A 15680-nucleotide genomic window follows, 5' to 3' on the forward strand; every position below is an offset into this window, starting at 1 on the left:
TCCCGGACGTCCACCGGGCGTCATGCTGAGGCGCTGGTCACCGTTCCGGGGCCCTTGACGGCCGTGTGGTGCTTGTGCCCGACTCTGCCCGTTGCTTCCCGTCGCGGGGGCGGCCGGGGGGCTCAGTCGCGGACGGTGATGCCCAGGTGGGCGGCGAAGGCCGCGGTGAGGTCGGCCGCCTGGGTGGAGGAGAGGACGGCGCCGCGCAGGGAGTCGACGCCGCTGACGGTGCGCAGCCGCGCTCTGCGCAGGTCGACGTGGCGCAGCTGGGCGTGGTCGAGGACCAGGGCGCCGACGGTGCAGTCCTCGAACGCGACGCGCTCGGCCCGCGCCCCGGTCAGGTCGAGTTCGTCGACGACGCTGTCGGCGAACAGGACGTCGCGCAGCCTTGCTCCCCGCAGGTTGACGAAGGTGAGGCGGCTGCCGATGACCGCGACGGACTGCAGGTCCGCGTCGGTCAGGTCGGCGGCGCCGAGGCGGGAGCCCTCGAGGCGCACGTCCCGCCAGCCGGACCGGGACGCCCGCAGCGCAGGGGCGGTGAGTCGTTCGAGTCGGGTCTCGAGGAACCGGGCGCCGCGCAGCTCGGCGTCGCCGGCGTCCACGCCCACGAAGGCGCACTCGCTGAACACGGCGTCGGTGAGGTCGCGACCGCCCAGGTCCGCGCCGGTCCACCGGTGCGCCTCGTGGTGGGCGCCGGCCGCGATGGTGGCGGGGTCGGCATCGGTCAGACCGACCAGCCGCAGCGCGTCAATGCGGGGGGCTGCGATCGCCGGGCGGGAGGTGGCCATGCATGTCCTCCTTCTTGCGGCGTTCTTGCGGCGTTCAGTCGGCCACGGTCAGGAAGCCGTCGACGACGGCGCGCCTGGCGTGGCCGAGCAGGGTGGCCGTGAAGTCCGGGTCCTCGGGTGAGAGCAGGACGGCGAGGGCGGCGGTCAGCTGCCCGGCCGTGAGCTCGCCGTCGCACGCCCCGACGAACCCGGCGAGCGCGGTGGAGGCCTGCACGGTGCGGCGGAACCCGCCGCCCTGGTGCAGGAGGATGACGGTCGGGTCCGGCGCTCCCGGGGTTCCGTGCCGTTCCTCGGTGACGTCCGGAGCCGTGGTCAACCGGAGGGCGGCGAGGCCGGCGTCGTCGAGCCCGGCGAGCCGGTCGTGGCGTTCGACGGTGGCGGCGAGCGCGGGGCCGAGGGGCTGGTCGACCGCGTGGGTCACGGTCTCGAGGCGGCGCAGGGGCGTGCGGGGTCGGGTGGCGGCACCGGTGCCGTCGCCGCGGCGCAGCCAGATCATGCCGAAGCCGATCTCGGCGACGTCGCGGGCCGCGAAGTCGGCCAGGTACGCGGCGTAGGCGGCCCGGTACGCGGCCGGATCGGACGCCTGCGCGGCGTCCCGCAGCCACAGCTCGGCGTACTCGGCCGGGCCCTGGGTGTCGCGCTGGATGACCCACCACTCGAGGCCGTCGTCGGGCTTCTCGTCCTGTTCGAACCAGGCCGCGGCGAGCGCCTCGTCCCAGGCGGCGCCGCGCGGCGTCTCCCAGTTGCCGAGCAGCTGGGCGGTGCCTCCCTCGGTCAGGTGGCCCGGCAGGGCCCGGACGAGGGCGGTGATCAGGCGGTCTCCCGCCTGACCGCCGTCGCGGTAGGTGTACCGGGAGTCGGCAGTCTCGTCCGCGGCGCGCGGGGTGATGACGAACGGCGGGTTGGAGACGATCAGGTCGAACGTCTCGCCCGCGACCGGTTCGAGCAGGCTGCCCTGGCGCAGGTCGACGCGGGCGGACAGATCGGCCGGGTCGAGATCGAGGGCCGCGGCGTTGAGCAGCAGGTTGAACCGTGTGTAGGCCAGGGCACGGGCCGAGAGGTCCGTGGCGGTGACGTGCCGGGCGTGGCGCAGCAGATGGAAGGTCTGGATGCCGCAGCCGGTGCCGAGGTCCAGCGCTCTTGCGACGGGGCGGCGGGCGGTCACCTGCGCCAGGGTCAAGGAGGCGTGCCCGATGCCGAGCACGTGGTCGTGACGCAGCGGGCCGTCCGTCTGCAGCGCGCCGAGGTCGGCGGCGACCCACAGGCGGGTACCGTCGTCCGCCTCGTAGGGGCGCAGGTCGACGCGGGAGCGCAGCATCCGCGGCGTAGCCGTGCCGTCGGCCGAGTCCGCGTCGCCCGTGCCGATCACCGCACCGGCGCCGGCTGCCGAGTCGGCGTCACCCGCCGTGGCCGTGCCGTCGGCCGAGTCCGCGTCCGCCTCGGCGCCTTCGGCCGTGGCGGTGTCGTCTGCCGTGTCGGAGCGCGCGTCCACCCGCTCTGCCACCCGGCAGGCGACGAGGGCCGCGGCCAGAGCGGTGCCCACGGCGTGCACGGGGACGGGCAGTCCGAGCAGCAGCAGCCGGGTCAGCGCCGCGCACACCCGGATGGCGCGGTCCGCGTCCGCGGCGGAGTCCAGGACGCGCGCCGTGGCGAGCTCGGCGGGGACGGTCTCGTCGCGGTCGACGGCGGCGGTGGCCTCCTCGCCGAGCAGTTCCGCCACGCCGTCGACGGTCCAGCCGGCGGCCGTGAACCCGGCGACGATCCGGGCCAGGACGGCGGGATCGTCGGCGTCGGGCGCGTCACGCGGGTCGTCGAGGCGCCCTGCCGGTGTCGACGCGCCGGTCGACGTGTCGGTCGCGGCTCGGGTCGACGCCGGGTCGGCCGTGATCGGTGGTCGGGAGGAGGCGGGCGACACGGTCCTCAGCGTAGCGGGCGGTTCACCACCGCTCGGGCTCGGGGCCGAGTGCGAAGGCGCGACCCGTGAGCTCCGTGGGGACGACCTCGACGAAGATCTGCTTGAGAGTGGGGATCCAGGGACGCAGCGGAAGGCGCTCGGCAGCCTCGATCTCGTCGCTGGTCTCGAGGGCGCGCGCGGTGCCGTGCACGACGACGCTGCGGGCCTGACCACCGGTGACCTCGTCGGCCTCGACGGCGACCGCGGTGTTGACCGTCAGCGACAGCAGCTTGGTGCCCTCGGCGGTCCGGAACACGATCCGGCCGTCGCGGGCGACGAAGTTGACGGGGAACAGGTCGATCCGTCCGGCGGGCGCCACCGCGAGGCGGCCGAACCGGGCTCCTTCCAGGAACTCCCAGCACTCGGCGTCGGTCAGGGAACGGATGGCGGCAACATCATCGGTGCTCATGCCTCGATGATGTCACTTCTACGCTTCGTAGAAAAGGGCGGTTCCGTCGGTGTCCGGTGGGACAATGAAGCAGATGAGGGACGGACGCACTAGCCCAGCGATGCTGGGGCCCGGCCACGGCACTGGTGGGTCCGTGCCGGGCCGGGACGACGCCTCCACGCGCGTCGCGGGGCCCACCGATCTCCGCGACCACGGCGCGGCCGGTCTGGGCGCTGCCCTCGCGTCCCTCGAGCCGGGCGGGGATGCCACGCCGCCCCAGGTGCGTCACGTGCGGGTGCTGCCGGCCCGTGAAGCCGTGACCGCTCCGTGGCCGACGTGGGTGCACCCGTCCGTCGTGGAGGCGTTCGAGCGCCGCGGGGTCCCGGCGCCGTGGGTGCACCAGGTCCAGGCGGCCGAGGCCGCGCACGCCGGCCACCACGTCGTGCTCGCGACCGGGACCGCGTCGGGCAAGTCGCTGGCCTTCCAGCTGCCGGCGCTCGACGCCGTCGTCCGTGCGGAGGAGCGCGCCGCGACCAGCCTGGATCCCGACGGCGCCGTCGTCCTCTATCTCTCCCCCACCAAGGCGCTCGCCGCGGACCAGCTGGCGTCCTGGAACGGGCTCGCCGTGCCCGGCGTGCGCGCGGCCACCTACGACGGGGACACGGAGCAGACCGAGCGCGCGTGGATCCGGGAGCACGCGAACGTCGTGCTCGCCAACCCGGACATGCTGCACGTGGGGATCCTGCCCAACCACGCCCGGTGGGCCCGGTTCCTGCGGCGGCTGCGCTACGTGGTCGTCGACGAGGCGCACGGTTACCGCGGCGTTTTCGGGGCTCATGTGGCCAACGTGCTGCGCCGGTTGCGCCGGGTGTGCGCCCGGTACGGGGGCGATCCGGTGTTCGTCGGGGCGTCGGCGACGTCGTTCGAGCCCGAGCAGTCCTTCTCGCGGTTGATCGGGGCGCCGGCCACCGCTGTGGAGACCGACTTCTCCCCGCACGGCGAGGTGACGGTCGCCCTCTGGGAGCCGGAGCTGACCGATCACGACGGCGAGAACGGCGCCGCGCGCCGGCGCACGGTGATCGCCGAGTCCGCCGACCTGATGGCGGACCTCGTCTCCGGCGCCGTGCGCACCATCGCGTTCATCCGCTCCCGGCGCGGCGCGGAGAGCATCGCCGCGACGGCGCAGCGGCTGCTCGCCGACGTCGACCGCACGCTGCCCGGCCGGGTGGCCGCCTACCGGTCCGGGTATCTGCCCGAGGAGCGGCGGGCGCTCGAACACGCCCTGCGCGACGGCCGGCTGCTCGGGGTGGCGAGCACGTCCGCGCTCGAACTCGGCATCGACATCGCCGGCCTGGACGCGGTGCTGGTTGCGGGCTGGCCGGGCACCCGCGCCTCGCTCTTCCAGCAGATCGGACGCGCTGGGCGGGCTGGCCAGGACGCGCTCGCCGTCTTCGTCGCGAGCGACGACCCGCTCGACACCTACCTCGTCAACCACCCCGAGGCCATCTTCGACCGGCCCGTCGAGGCCGCCGTGTTCGCCCCGCAGAACCCGTACGTGCTCGGGCCGCACCTGTGCGCGGCCGCGGCGGAGGCGCCGCTGACGCGGGCCGACCTCGACCTGTTCGGCCCCGCGGCTCCCGGCGTCGTCGACGACCTGACCGCCCAGGGGTTCCTGCGGCGCCGACCCGCGGGCTGGTTCTGGACGCACCCGCAGAGCGCCGCTGCGTCCGTGAGCCTGCGCGGGGAGGGCGGCCAACCGATCGACATCATCGACGCGGCCACCGGGGCCCTGCTCGGGACGGTCGGCGCCGGGCAGAGCCACCACCAGCTGCACCCGGGCGCCGTGTACACGCACCAGCAGGTCACGTTCGTCGTCGACGACCTCGACGAGGCGAACCACTGCGCGATCGTCAGTCGCGGCGAGCCCGACTACTACACGACGGCCCGCGACATCACCGACATCGAGGTGCTGCGCACCGACCGCACGGTGCCGTGGGGGCCGGTCACGGTGTGCTTCGGACAGGTGCGCGTCTCGACGCAGGTGGTCGCGTTCCAGCGGAAGCGATTCGCGAGTAACGAGGTGATCGGCGAGGAGCCGCTGGATCTGCCGGTGCGTGAGCTGATCACCCAGGCGGTGTGGTTCGTGGCGCCCGGGCCGTTGCTGGAGACGGCCGGGATCAGCACCGCTGAACTACCGGGGGCGCTGCACGCCGCCGAGCACGCCGCGATCGGCATGCTGCCGCTCGTGGCGACGAGCGACCGGTGGGACATCGGCGGCGTCTCCACGGCCCTGCACGCCGACACCGAGCACCCGAGCATCTTCGTCTACGACGGATACGCGGGCGGTGCCGGGTTCGCCGAGCGCGGGTACGAGGCGGCCGGCACGTGGCTGCGGGCGACGACGGACGCCATCCGGTCCTGCGAGTGCGAGACCGGGTGCCCGTCCTGCATCCAGTCACCCAAGTGCGGCAACCGGAACAACCCGCTGGAGAAGGCGGCCGCCATCGCGCTGCTCGACGAGCTGCTGCGGCACGAACCCGGTCCTGCTGACGAGTCGGCGGCCGGCCCGTCCTGACGCCTGGTGGTCCGGTGTCCTCGTTCCTCGTCCTCATCCGGCGCCGGGTCCCCGACAGGGCTCGATCCGGTGTCCGGTCCCCTGGATGACGATCTGCTCGGCCCCGTGAGGTTGAGCCTTCAACCGGCGAGCTGAGGGCAGAATGGTTCGGGGCGGAGCACCCGGATCGTTCGCCCCGCAACACGCCCCAGGGAGGAAGCGCATGAGCACGACGGAGCCGGACGGCCGGTCCGCCGCGGTGACGCCGGTGTACCTGCGCGCCACCGACCCGCAGGCGGCCGAGATGATCGCGGACCTCGCCGACGTGTACGGCGTGCTCTACGGCCCCGGTGCCAAGGACGAGATGACCCGGTACCCGGCGGATCTGTTCGACCCGCCGCACGGTGCGTTCATGCTGCTGATGCGCGACGGCGTCGCGGTCGCGGGTGGCGCGTTCATGCCGCACAGCGCCGGCACCACGGAGTTCAAGCGGATCTGGACGCACGCCGATCATCGACGGCAGGGCCTGAGTCGCCGGGTGCTGGCCGAGCTCGAGACCGAGGCCGCCCGGCGGGGGTACGTGCGCGTGTTCCTCACGACCGGGCCCCGGCAGCCCCAGGCGATCGCCCTGTACCTCAGCTCGGGATACACCCCGCTGTTCGACATCGCCGCGGACCCGGAGCAGATCGGGCTGCACTCCTTCGAGAAGCTCATCGGCACCCCGTCACCCGACCAGCCCCTCCTGCCCATCACGCCACCGACGCTCCCGTCCCACTGATCCGATCGAAGCGGTCGGTGGCATCCCCGACCGGCCGAGAGATGACCGCACGGACCGGTGATGTCGCCGCCGGCCACCCGGGCCGGCGGGCCGGCGGGCCGTCGAGGGCTGCGGATTCCGTGGCCGGGCGAGGCCCCGATCAGCTGCCCGGGGAGACGACGGCCTCGTCACGGCGGAGCTCCGGCCCGGGCTCGGCCGGTGGCGGCCGGCCACGGGTACGGCATCGGTGCGGTGACGACGATCTCCGCCGTGCCGCCGCGCTCGTCCGTGATCCGGCAGCCGGCCACCCGGACCCGGTTCGCAGCGGCGATGCTGCCGGCGGCGGCGCACGGGTCACCGGCCCGCAGTCCGCGCGCGATGTCCGCCGCGGCGAGCGCCGCGAGGTCGGCCCCCGTGGCCGCTCTCGCCTGCGCGGCAGCGGCCTGGCCGAGCAGCACCAGGACACCGAGCAGCGCCAGGGCCACCGCGCACAGGCCGACGACCAGGACGGTGCCGGCACCACGCTCGCGCTCCGGGTTCCGCCGCCCGGCGATCGCACTCATCCGCGGGCCCCGCGGGAGGACGAGCAGTCCGGGAGCGGCGTGACGCCGCCGGATGCCACACCGGCCCCAGCCGCTGCGACGCCCTGCCGCCCCGATGCCGTTCGATCGAACCCCGTGACGGCGGCCCCCTGCGCTGGGTTCTCCCACGGACCGCTCGCCTCGGCCACGACCGACAGCGGCAGCACGACCCCTCCGATGACGGGCACCCGCTGCTCGACGCGGACGTGCACCAGAGCTCCGGCGCCGGAGACGGCGACATGCGCTCCCGGACCGGTCTGCGCCAGCGCGAGCGCCGCCGCTGCCGGTTCGGCGTCACCGCGGGCAAGGGCACGCGCGGCAGTGCGGGCCGCTCCCTCGACCCGCACCTGGGCCATCCCGGCGGCCGCCCCTGTCAGCAGTAGAGCGAGCAGGACGACGACGGCGGGCATGACCACCGCCAGTTCGGCGGTGACCGCGCCGCGCTCGGACTGCGCAGCGCGACGCAGGACACGCTCAGCGCGAATCCCCCGGCGCACCGTGGACGGGCACATCTCAGCCGCCGAGGGCCTGCCGGATGATGGCCGAGAGCAGGCCCTTGACCTCGTTGCCCTTGAGGATGAGGACCAGCAGACCGGCGAAGCCGACGGCGGCGAGCGTCGCGATCGCGTACTCGGCGGTGGCCATGCCGTCATCACCCCGCAGGATCCGGCGCCAGAAGGCGAACAGGGCGCTCACCCCGTGGCGGGCATGACGGGGCTGCCACCGTGACCTGGTCGGCTCGGCGTCGTTCGTGTCCTGGGACGCGTCGACCACGGCGGCCCGTTCCGCGGATCCGGGCGCGCCGCCGTGACGACGGGCGCGGTGCACGTCGAGCCGGATCACCCGGTGGTCGTCCGTCCGATCGCGACGCCGGCGGCCGGTGTCCTCCGGCGCCTGTTCGAGGGTCGAGCGGCGGGCGCCGGGGTGGTCCATCGGCAGGAGCCGGACATCACCGTCCGAGCCCTCGACCGGGGCCGGGACGGGTGCACCCGGCGACGCGTCGGCGAGCGGGGGCTGGAGCGCGGGCTGGGACATGGCAGGTCCTTTCGTCGGGGCCGTCGGTGACGGCCACTGCCTCCAGCGTCGGCCTGGCCGCGTGGCCGGTGGAGCGGCATGGCGTCGTCGGTGGACAACTCGGGCAGCGGCGACCCCTGTGGAGGGAGAGACGGCGGGATGACCGGCGACCCGAAGGACTCGTCGGAGGCTCACGAACCGAGCGCGGGCAGGAGGGCGAGGACCACCGGGACGATGCCCAGGCAGATGAACGCGGGCAGCTGGCACAGCCCGAGCGGCAGGACCAGCCGGACCCCGAGCGAGGCGGCCCTCCGTTCGGTCTCCTGCCGTCGACGCGTACGCAGCTCGCCGGCGCGGGACCGCAGCAAGCCCGCCGACGGTGCTCCCGTGGTCGCCGCGAAGACCACGGCCTCGAGCAGCGGCCCGACCGCCGCCAGCGCCTCGCGATGCTCCGGCGCCGCCCGGTCACGGGATCCGGGCCGGCTCCGGGCCGCCAGGGCGACCGCGCTCGGCCAGTCGGCACCGAGCCGCCGGCCTGCGACCACCCGCGCCAGGGCCGGCCCCACCGAGTGCGGGTGCAGTTGGGACAACAACGCGAGGCCGACGTCCGGGGAGACGCCGGCGTCGAGCATCGCCGCGAGCAGCTCCAGCAGGAGGGCGGCGTCAGGCCGGGCATGGTGTCCGGCCCGGACCGGGCCCGACGCTGTGCGACGGTTCCTGACGCCGGCGTGCGCCGCGCGGCGCCCGTGCGGCACCCCGGACACGAGGACGGCCGCTCCGCACAGGACGGCGACCACCAGACCGGTCAGCACGGTGATCCGTCGGCTCGGGCGACCCGGTCCAGGGAGCCCATCACAGGTCCGTCGCCGCTGCCAGCAGCCGACGGACCCATCCATGGCCGAGCAGCATGAGTCCCCCGGCCACGGCCGTCAGCACCCATCCGGCGGGGGTCGTGACCAGGACGCGGACCGGATCGGCGCCCATGAGCACGCCGAGTCCGAGTCCCGCAGCGGGCAGCCACCGCAGGATGCGGACGGTCACGGCCGGTCCGGCGAGAGCGACGGCGCGCGCCGCGTCGGCGTCGCGGGCATCCGCCTGCGCGGCGGCGAAACGGTCGAGCAGGCCGGCGAGCGGGGCGCCCGTCGCCCGGGCGATGTCGATGCAGTCGGCCAGTCCCGCCCACCCGGCGACCAGCGCCGCGGTGATCGGCCGGTCCGATCCCGCGGGACGGCGGGTCCGTGGACCGGCCGACGGCTCGGGTGTCGACCACCGCGTGTCGCGCAGCGCCTCGGTCGGGTCGTGGCCCCAACGGGCCGATCGAGCGGCCGCGCGCAGCATCCGGTCCACCGAGCCGGTCGCCTCGCCGCCCGGTCCTGCCGCCGCTGCGGCCGAACGGCCGGCCAGGACATCCGTCCACACCGCCGTCAACGGCCGCCCGGCGGCGAGCAGGGCACTGAGCTCGCGCAGCGTGCGCACCTGGTCGTCGAGGTCGTCGGCGGCCGACCGGCGACGCCTGCGCGACCGCCCCCTGCTCGACGGGGCTGTGCGCGACGGGGCTGTGGGTAACGGTGCTGTGGGTGACAGAGCCGGGCCGTCCCCCGCGCGGCCGGTCCGCGCCCGTCGTCGCACTCGACCGGGTGCCGTCACGACCTCGACGGCTCGATTCGTGAGGAACCAGAGGACCACGGCTCCCGCCAGCAGGCAGGCGACCAGCACCCCGGTCACGGCGGACCCCCGGACTCGACGTCCGCCAGGTCGAGGAGCCCCAGCAGGCGCTCCCACGCCGGTCCGCGACGCAATCCCGATCGGGCGGCCTCGACGGTGGGCGACCACAGCGCCGCCTCCGCCCGGAGCCGTCCGCCGGTGTCGAGGTCCAGGGCGGCGATCTCCGTGACGGCACGGCCACCGGCTTCTCGGGTCACATGGATCACCAGGTCGAGGGCGGAGACACACTGGAGCGCCGTCGTCTCGGGTGACCAGCCGGCGAGCGCCCCGAGCGCCACGAGTCGCGCCGGCACGGTCGCCGCTGTGTTGGCGTGTACCGTCGCGCCCGCACCGCGGTGTCCGGTGTTCATGGCGCCGAGCAGGTCACGGATCTCCTCACCCCGGCACTCCCCCACGATCAGCCGGTCGGGACGCATGCGCAGCCCCTGCCGGACGAGGTCGGTCAGGTCGACGGCACCGGCGCCCTCGACGTTGCCGCGACGCGCCTGCAACCGGACGGCGTGCGGGTGACCCGGTTCGAGCTCGGGGACGTCCTCGATCAGCAGCAATCGCTCACTCGGGTCGGCCTCGCCGAGCAGGGCAGCCAGCAGCGTGGTCTTGCCGCTGCCCGTTGCGCCGCTGATCAGCAGGTTCCGGCGTGCGGCCATGACGGCTCGCAGGAGGGCGGCGTCAGGCTCGGCGAGCATGCCGGCGCGGACGAGGTCGGCCAGCGCGGCGCGACGGTGGCGCTGCAGCCGGACCGACAACAGGGTGCCCGCCACGGAGATCGGGGGGAGCACAGCGTGCACCCGGGTGCCGCCGGCCAGCTGCGCGTCGGCAGTGGGCCGCCCGTCGTCGAGGCGGCCACCGGCTGCCGCGATGAGCCGGACCGCGAGGGCGCGGACCTCCGCCTCGGAGCCGAAGCGCACCGCCGTCCGTTCCATGCCCCGGCCGCGGTCGACCCACACGGCGTCGGGACCGTTGACCACGATGTCGGTCGTCGCGGCGTCCCGCGTGAGCGGCGCCAGCCGGCCGAGCCCGGTCAGTTCGGCGGTGATCTCGTCGATCGCGGCCAGCGTTCCGGTCGAGCCGAGCAGGTGCCCGCTGTCGGCGAGGGCGCGGGCCACGCTGGCCGGAGTGACCGACTCGCCCTGGTCCAGGATGAGACCGGCAGCGGCCGACAAAGCGGGCCGGAGGGCGCCGTGGCCGGCGGGGCCGGTCATCCCGGTGCTCCGGCGATGGCGAAGTGCAGGACCGCGCTCGGGGCGTGACACCGGCGTCCGGCCAGATCCGCCGGACGGTGACCGGTGGTCAGGCGTCGCCCGGCCGCGGCGAGGCCGGGCCACGCGACGTAGTGGCGCACCCCGGCGGACGCGGCCACCTCTTCGGCGTCGAGCCCGTCGGGCGGACTGCCCGCGACCACGGCGAGGACCCGGGCCGGGTCGACCGCGGCGAGAGCGGCCGTCAGGGTGCCCCCGAGGTCCACCGGCCGCGGAGGCAGGACGACGACGAGGCGATCGACCAACCGGTTCCACTCCCGCACCGAGCCGCGGTCGCGGCCGACGTCGACGAGCGCCACCGCGAACGCCTCCCGGGACGCCGCCGCGACCGCGGCCAGCACGGTCGCGGGGACCGCGTCGGCGGCACCGGTCAGCAGCGGCAGGCCCTGGGCGCGCGGGACCGCCTCCCGGAGCTGGTCACCGGGTATCCGGCCGACCGCCTCGCCGAGTTCGGCCCATCGCACGCCTGGCTCCTCGACGGCGTCGAGCGCCACCTCCAGGGTGCCGCCCAGTGGATCCGCGTCGATCAGCAGCGCGTCGGTCCCGGCACGTCGGGCCGCCTCGGCAACCGCGACGCACAGCGCGGTCGATCCGAGGCCTCCGCAGGCGCCGATCACGCCGAGGACGACACCGTGCTCACTCCCCTCCGGCCGCCGGATGCGGTCGTGGTCGCGCGGGGTCGCGGCGTCCTCGGCGAGCACGTCGACGAGCCACGCCGAGGCTTCCGGCACGACGGCGACCCGGTCCGCACCCCAGTGGGTCGCCGCGTCCCACAGGGCGGCTCCCTCCCCGGCGAGCCCGACGATGATCGTGGTGCCCGGCCGGGGCCGGTCGCGGGTGCGATACGCAGCACCGTCCGCCGCCATCCCGGCGAGCGCCACGTCGCTGCCGAGCAGCACGACCGGCGCGGACGGCAGCACCGGGTCGGGGATCAAGGCATCCCCCGGACCGACGGTCCCTGCGTCCACGACGTCCGGGATGACCACGACGGAACGCCCCGCTGCGGATGCGACCCGCTCGATCTCCGCCCGCAGCAGCGCGGAACCGGTGACCGCGACGACGCCCGGTCCCACCGGCAGTCCCGGCACCCACCCGACCGCAGCAGACGGGAGCGCCGCATCGCTCGACGCCGCCGTGACGGACGCGGGTGAGGGAGCCAGGGACGACGGCGGGCCGGCCCGGACCGTGCCACCGACCGGCGCCGAACGGTGACGTGCCGGCCCGGTCCCGGGCGACGGACGGGCGAGAGAGGAGGGCCGGGTGAGAGGCGAGAGGGCCATGCCCCACCGTGCGCCAGAGCCTCCGTCCTGACCAAGGGCATCGCCCCCGGTTGGGGACAACGCGGACCTGGGGAGGGAGAAGCCCGGCCCAGGGCGCAATCCGGACGAGAACGGTCGGCGGCGCACGGCAGGATGGAGAGCATGTACACCCTGGTCGCCCGCGACGCGGACGGCGTCCTGCTGCAGGACGTCGACGACGCCGGCGCGCCCATGGCCGCCCCGCAGCGACTGCGCCCGGCGGAGGTCGTGGCCGCCGTCGCCAGACGCGAGGAGACCACGAGCACCCGCTGGGTGTTCGCCCGCACGACGGACTGGTATCCGCGTTGGCTCCGCGCCGGGATCACGGTCGGCCGGGCCCACGACGTCGGTCTCTGCGGCCGAATCCTTGCCCACTCCCAGGACGCGGCTGCCGCCGGGTACACCCCGGACCCGCGGCTGGCCCCGCGCACCGTGGAGGACGCCGACGTCGAGAGCGAGCGCGACGACAGCCAGGTCGCCCTCTTCGACGCCGCACTCGGTGCCGGCCCTGCGGCCGAGCAGGACCTCCCGATGGCCGACCTGCTCGCCGAGCTGGCAGCCCAGCTGAGCGCCGTCGCCACCAGTGAGCACCCGTGGCGGCTCCGCCTGCTGCTGGCCGCCGAGTCGGCCGGCGCCCTGGCCGGGGCCGAGATGCACCAGGCGGGTCTGCCGTTCCGCGCCGACCTGCACGATGCGTACCTGCGCCGGGTCCTCGGGCCCCGGGTGCCGTACGGGCAGCGCCCGGCCAGGCTGCAGGAGCTCGCCGGCGTCCTGCAGGAGCGGCTTGCCGCGCCGGTCCTGAATCCGGACTCACCGCAGGACCTGCTGCGCGCGCTGCACCGGGCCGGCATCGACGTCGCCACCACGCGCAAGGGCGAGCTGGCGAAGCACACGCACCCGGCGATCGCCCCGCTGCTGGAGTACAAGCAGCTGTCCCGGCTGCACACCGCGAACGGCTGGGCGTGGCAGGACGCGTGGGTGCGGGACGGCCGGTTCCGCCCGGACTACGTCGTCGGCGCCGTCGTCACCGGCCGATGGGCGACGAGCGGCGGTGGCGCGCTGCAGATCCCGCACCAGATCCGTGCGGCGGCGCACGCGGACCCCGGCCACAAGCTGGTCGTCGCGGACGCGGCCCAGCTGGAGCCCCGCGTGCTCGGCGCGATGGCGGTGGACGACGCCCTGGCGGCCGCGGCCCGGGGCCGGGACCTGTACGCCGGTGTCGCCGAGCGCGGCTTCGGCGGGGAGCGCTCCGCGGCGAAGGTCGCCATGCTCGGCGCGATGTACGGCGCGACGACGGGCGAGGCGGGGCGGCTCGTCCCGCAGCTGGCCCGCTCGTTCCCGCGCGCCGTGGCCCTGGTCGAGGCGGCCGCCCGGCTCGGCGAGGCCGGCCGGCCGGTCAGCACGCACCTCGGCCGCAGCACCCCACCGGCGAGCCCCCGGCTACGGGCGGCCCTGGCCCGGGGTGATCAGCCCGTGCTGCGCGCGAACGGGCGCTTCACCCGCAACTTCGTGGTCCAGGGCTCGGCAGCCGAGTGGGCGATGTCGTGGCTGGCGGACGTGCGCCGGCGCCTGCGCGAGCAGCAGCGCGCCGCTCGTCTCGTGTTCTTCGTGCACGACGAGATCGTGCTGCACGTCCCGGACGACGAGGTCGACGCCGTCGTCGAGGAGGTCCAGGACGCCGCCGCGGCGGCCGCCGGGCTGCTCTTCGGCTCCGGGCGGGACGACTTCCCCGTCACCGTGGCCGTCGTCGACAGCTACGACCAGGCCAAGTAGGGCAGGCCGAGGAGAACAGGCCGGATCAGAACGGGCCGGCTCAGAGCAGGCCGGGGAAGACGTCAGAGCGGCGCCGGGACGCGCCGTGACGCGTCCCACGGCACGGTCCAGCCGAGCTGGTCGAACAGGCCGCTGAGCAGCAGCCCGGTGAAGCCCCACACGACGCCGGCGTCGCCGGCTGCGGGGTCCCCGTCGAGCAGGAACGCGGGCGAGGTGTGCCGGAATCCGCCGCGCTCGACGACGGCGGTCACGCGCCGGTCCGGGTCCAGCAGGTCCGAGACGGGGGCACGGAACACCCGCTCGGACTCGCCGCGGTCGACGACGTCGACGGCGGAGGCGGTGGCCCACCACCCGAGCACGGGCGTGACGCGATAGCCCGAGACCGGGACGCCGACCTCGGGCATCGTGCCGAGCAGCTCGACGCCGTCGGGGTCCAGCCCGGTCTCCTCCCGGGCCTCCCGCAGCGCGGCGTCCTCGACGGAGGCGTCGGTGGCGTCGACCCCGCCGCCGGGGAAGGCGATCTGCCCGGGGTGGTGACCGAGGCGTCGTGAGCGCTCGACGAGCAGGACATCGAGGTCGGAGGGAGCAAAGGTGTTCCCCGCGTCCGCGGGCCGGTCGTCGAGCACGCCGAAGAGCATGAGGACGGCGGCCGCGCGGGCCGTGGACGGGTCGAGTTCCCGCAGGGCGTCGGCGGCGGAGCCGCGGATCAGCGCGTCCCCGCGGGCACCGAGGGAGGACAGGTCGGTGTAGGCACTCATGTCCCGAGCGAGAATCCCTCGGCGCGCAGCTCGTCGCGGGTCGCACCCTCGCGCGCCCGGGCCAGCAGCGCCTCCCGGCCGGGGGCGAGCTCGTACTTGAGCAGTTTGCGGGCAGCCGTCGGGTCGGTCCCCCCGATCCCGGCGGACGGGCACAGTCCGGCGATGACGCAGGCCCCGCACGCGGGCTTGCGGGCATGGCACACGCGACGGCCGTGGAAGATCAGCCGGTGCGAGAACATCGTCCACTCGGAGCGTTCGATGAGCTCGGCGACGTCCTTCTCGACCTGCACCGGGTCCTCCGACGTCGTCAGCTCGAGCCGCCGCGAGAGACGCCCGAAGTGCGTGTCGACGGTCAGGCCGGGGATCCCGAAGGCGTTGCCGAGGACGACGTTGGCCGTCTTCCGTCCGACGCCGGGCAGCGTGACGAGGGCGTCCAGCTTCGGCGGCACCTCCCCGTCGAAGTCGTCGACGAGCTTGTTCGCCAGGGCGAGCAGGCTGCGGGACTTGGCCCGGAAGAATCCGGTGGGCTGGATCAGCTCCTGCAGCCGCGCCTCGTCCGCCTCCGCGAGCGCCCGCGCGTCCGGGTAGGCCGCGAACAGCGCGGGCGTGACCATGTTGACGCGGACGTCGGTGGTCTGCGCGGAGAGCACGGTGGCGACGAGCAGCTGGTACGGATTGCGGAAGTCCAGCTCCGCGACCGCGTACGGGTAGGCCTCGGCGAGTTCCCGGTTGATCCGCCGCGACCGCCGCTTTCTCGCCAGGGGCGACTCGGCGCTGACCGCTCGCGTCCCGGCGCGGCTGCTGCCGGCGGCTCGGGGCACCCGGTTCGCG

15 protein-coding genes and 1 pseudogene are annotated in these 15680 nt (G+C 75.2%); 3 read left to right on the forward strand and 13 right to left on the reverse strand.

Annotation, left to right across the window (positions count from 1 at the left end; translation table 11 throughout):
* Positions 1 to 122: 122 nt before the first annotated feature.
* From V6N00_RS02280 to V6N00_RS02290, 3 genes are read right to left on the reverse strand one after another with little or no spacing between them, the layout of a single operon-like run.
* Positions 123 to 788, reverse strand: a complete 666-nt coding sequence (locus tag V6N00_RS02280; protein ID WP_334230433.1) for a pentapeptide repeat-containing protein — start codon at positions 786 to 788, stop codon at positions 123 to 125.
* 34 nt (positions 789 to 822) lie between these two features.
* Positions 823 to 2703: a DUF7059 domain-containing protein gene (locus V6N00_RS02285; protein WP_334230434.1), complete on the reverse strand. Its 1881-nt coding sequence runs from the start codon at positions 2701 to 2703 to the stop codon at positions 823 to 825.
* Positions 2704 to 2725: 22 nt separating this feature from the next.
* Positions 2726 to 3151 carry a pyridoxamine 5'-phosphate oxidase family protein gene (locus V6N00_RS02290; RefSeq protein ID WP_334230435.1) on the reverse strand — a complete coding sequence of 142 codons (426 nt, stop codon included), beginning with the start codon at positions 3149 to 3151 and terminating at the stop codon, positions 2726 to 2728.
* Positions 3152 to 3356: 205 nt separating this feature from the next.
* Between V6N00_RS02290 and V6N00_RS02295 the strand changes: the two genes are divergently transcribed.
* A complete protein-coding gene (locus tag V6N00_RS02295) occupies positions 3357 to 5705 on the forward strand; it encodes a DEAD/DEAH box helicase (protein ID WP_334230746.1) in 2349 nt (782 codons plus the stop codon).
* Between the two features lie 202 nt (positions 5706 to 5907).
* Positions 5908 to 6462 carry a GNAT family N-acetyltransferase gene (locus tag V6N00_RS02300; RefSeq protein WP_334230436.1) on the forward strand — a complete coding sequence of 185 codons (555 nt, stop codon included), beginning with the start codon at positions 5908 to 5910 and terminating at the stop codon, positions 6460 to 6462.
* On the opposite strand, the pseudogene V6N00_RS17200 reads toward V6N00_RS02300, so the two are convergent.
* The 8 genes and pseudogenes from V6N00_RS17200 to ssd all read right to left on the reverse strand — a co-directional run.
* Positions 6434 to 6565: pseudogene (locus V6N00_RS17200) on the reverse strand (EspF repeat-containing protein); the annotation flags it as partial. The gene V6N00_RS02300 and the pseudogene V6N00_RS17200 overlap by 29 nt on opposite strands.
* 64 nt (positions 6566 to 6629) lie before the next feature.
* Positions 6630 to 7004 carry an Rv3654c family TadE-like protein gene (locus tag V6N00_RS02305; RefSeq protein WP_334230437.1) on the reverse strand — a complete coding sequence of 125 codons (375 nt, stop codon included), beginning with the start codon at positions 7002 to 7004 and terminating at the stop codon, positions 6630 to 6632.
* On the reverse strand, positions 7001 to 7534 hold the full coding sequence (locus tag V6N00_RS02310; protein WP_334230438.1) for a TadE family type IV pilus minor pilin: 534 nt from the start codon (positions 7532 to 7534) through the stop codon (positions 7001 to 7003). The genes V6N00_RS02305 and V6N00_RS02310 overlap by 4 nt, the downstream gene beginning before the upstream one ends.
* A 1-nt stretch (position 7535) precedes the next feature.
* Positions 7536 to 8057 (reverse strand): DUF4244 domain-containing protein, encoded by a 522-nt coding sequence (locus tag V6N00_RS02315; protein WP_334230439.1) that lies wholly within the window; start codon positions 8055 to 8057, stop codon positions 7536 to 7538.
* A gap of 170 nt (positions 8058 to 8227) precedes the next feature.
* Positions 8228 to 8848, reverse strand: coding sequence for a type II secretion system F family protein (locus V6N00_RS02320; RefSeq protein ID WP_334230440.1), 621 nt, complete (start codon positions 8846 to 8848; stop codon positions 8228 to 8230).
* Positions 8849 to 8888: 40 nt separating this feature from the next.
* A complete protein-coding gene (locus tag V6N00_RS02325; protein ID WP_334230441.1) occupies positions 8889 to 9512 on the reverse strand; it encodes a type II secretion system F family protein in 624 nt (207 codons plus the stop codon).
* Between the two features lie 245 nt (positions 9513 to 9757).
* Positions 9758 to 10963 carry a TadA family conjugal transfer-associated ATPase gene (locus V6N00_RS02330; RefSeq protein ID WP_334230442.1) on the reverse strand — a complete coding sequence of 402 codons (1206 nt, stop codon included), beginning with the start codon at positions 10961 to 10963 and terminating at the stop codon, positions 9758 to 9760.
* Entirely contained in the window at positions 10960 to 12093 is a 1134-nt protein-coding gene (gene ssd / locus V6N00_RS02335) for a septum site-determining protein Ssd (RefSeq protein ID WP_334230443.1), read from the reverse strand. Before ssd ends, V6N00_RS02330 begins: the two co-directional genes overlap by 4 nt.
* Before the next feature lie 348 nt (positions 12094 to 12441).
* Between ssd and V6N00_RS02340 the strand changes: the two genes are divergently transcribed.
* Positions 12442 to 14091, forward strand: a complete 1650-nt coding sequence (locus V6N00_RS02340) for a bifunctional 3'-5' exonuclease/DNA polymerase (RefSeq protein ID WP_334230444.1) — start codon at positions 12442 to 12444, stop codon at positions 14089 to 14091.
* Positions 14092 to 14153: 62 nt separating this feature from the next.
* On the opposite strand, the gene V6N00_RS02345 is transcribed toward V6N00_RS02340, so the two are convergent.
* Together V6N00_RS02345 and nth are read right to left on the reverse strand one after the other, a co-directional pair.
* A complete protein-coding gene (locus V6N00_RS02345; protein WP_334230445.1) occupies positions 14154 to 14849 on the reverse strand; it encodes an NUDIX hydrolase in 696 nt (231 codons plus the stop codon).
* Positions 14846 to 15670: an endonuclease III gene (nth, locus tag V6N00_RS02350; RefSeq protein ID WP_416385023.1), complete on the reverse strand. Its 825-nt coding sequence runs from the start codon at positions 15668 to 15670 to the stop codon at positions 14846 to 14848. Before nth ends, V6N00_RS02345 begins: the two co-directional genes overlap by 4 nt.
* Positions 15671 to 15680: the final 10 nt, after the last annotated feature.

This window comes from Tersicoccus mangrovi (assembly GCF_036881825.1).
GTDB classification, from domain to species: Bacteria; Actinomycetota; Actinomycetes; order Actinomycetales; family Micrococcaceae; genus Tersicoccus; species Tersicoccus mangrovi.

What these genes read in the sequence shown, in the direction of transcription:
- V6N00_RS02315 (WP_334230439.1), bottom strand. Translation starts at nt 8,057, where the DNA reads ATGTCCCAGCCCGCGCTCCAGCCCCCGCTCGCCGACGCGTCGCCGGGT.
- V6N00_RS02305 (WP_334230437.1), bottom strand. Translation starts at nt 7,004, where the DNA reads ATGAGTGCGATCGCCGGGCGGCGGAACCCGGAGCGCGAGCGTGGTGCC.
- V6N00_RS02280 (WP_334230433.1), bottom strand. Translation starts at nt 788, where the DNA reads ATGGCCACCTCCCGCCCGGCGATCGCAGCCCCCCGCATTGACGCGCTG.
- V6N00_RS02330 (WP_334230442.1), bottom strand. Translation starts at nt 10,963, where the DNA reads ATGACCGGCCCCGCCGGCCACGGCGCCCTCCGGCCCGCTTTGTCGGCC.
- V6N00_RS02290 (WP_334230435.1), bottom strand. Translation starts at nt 3,151, where the DNA reads ATGAGCACCGATGATGTTGCCGCCATCCGTTCCCTGACCGACGCCGAG.
- V6N00_RS02340 (WP_334230444.1), top strand. Translation starts at nt 12,442, where the DNA reads ATGTACACCCTGGTCGCCCGCGACGCGGACGGCGTCCTGCTGCAGGAC.
- V6N00_RS02345 (WP_334230445.1), bottom strand. Translation starts at nt 14,849, where the DNA reads ATGAGTGCCTACACCGACCTGTCCTCCCTCGGTGCCCGCGGGGACGCG.
- V6N00_RS02300 (WP_334230436.1), top strand. Translation starts at nt 5,908, where the DNA reads ATGAGCACGACGGAGCCGGACGGCCGGTCCGCCGCGGTGACGCCGGTG.
- V6N00_RS02310 (WP_334230438.1), bottom strand. Translation starts at nt 7,534, where the DNA reads ATGTGCCCGTCCACGGTGCGCCGGGGGATTCGCGCTGAGCGTGTCCTG.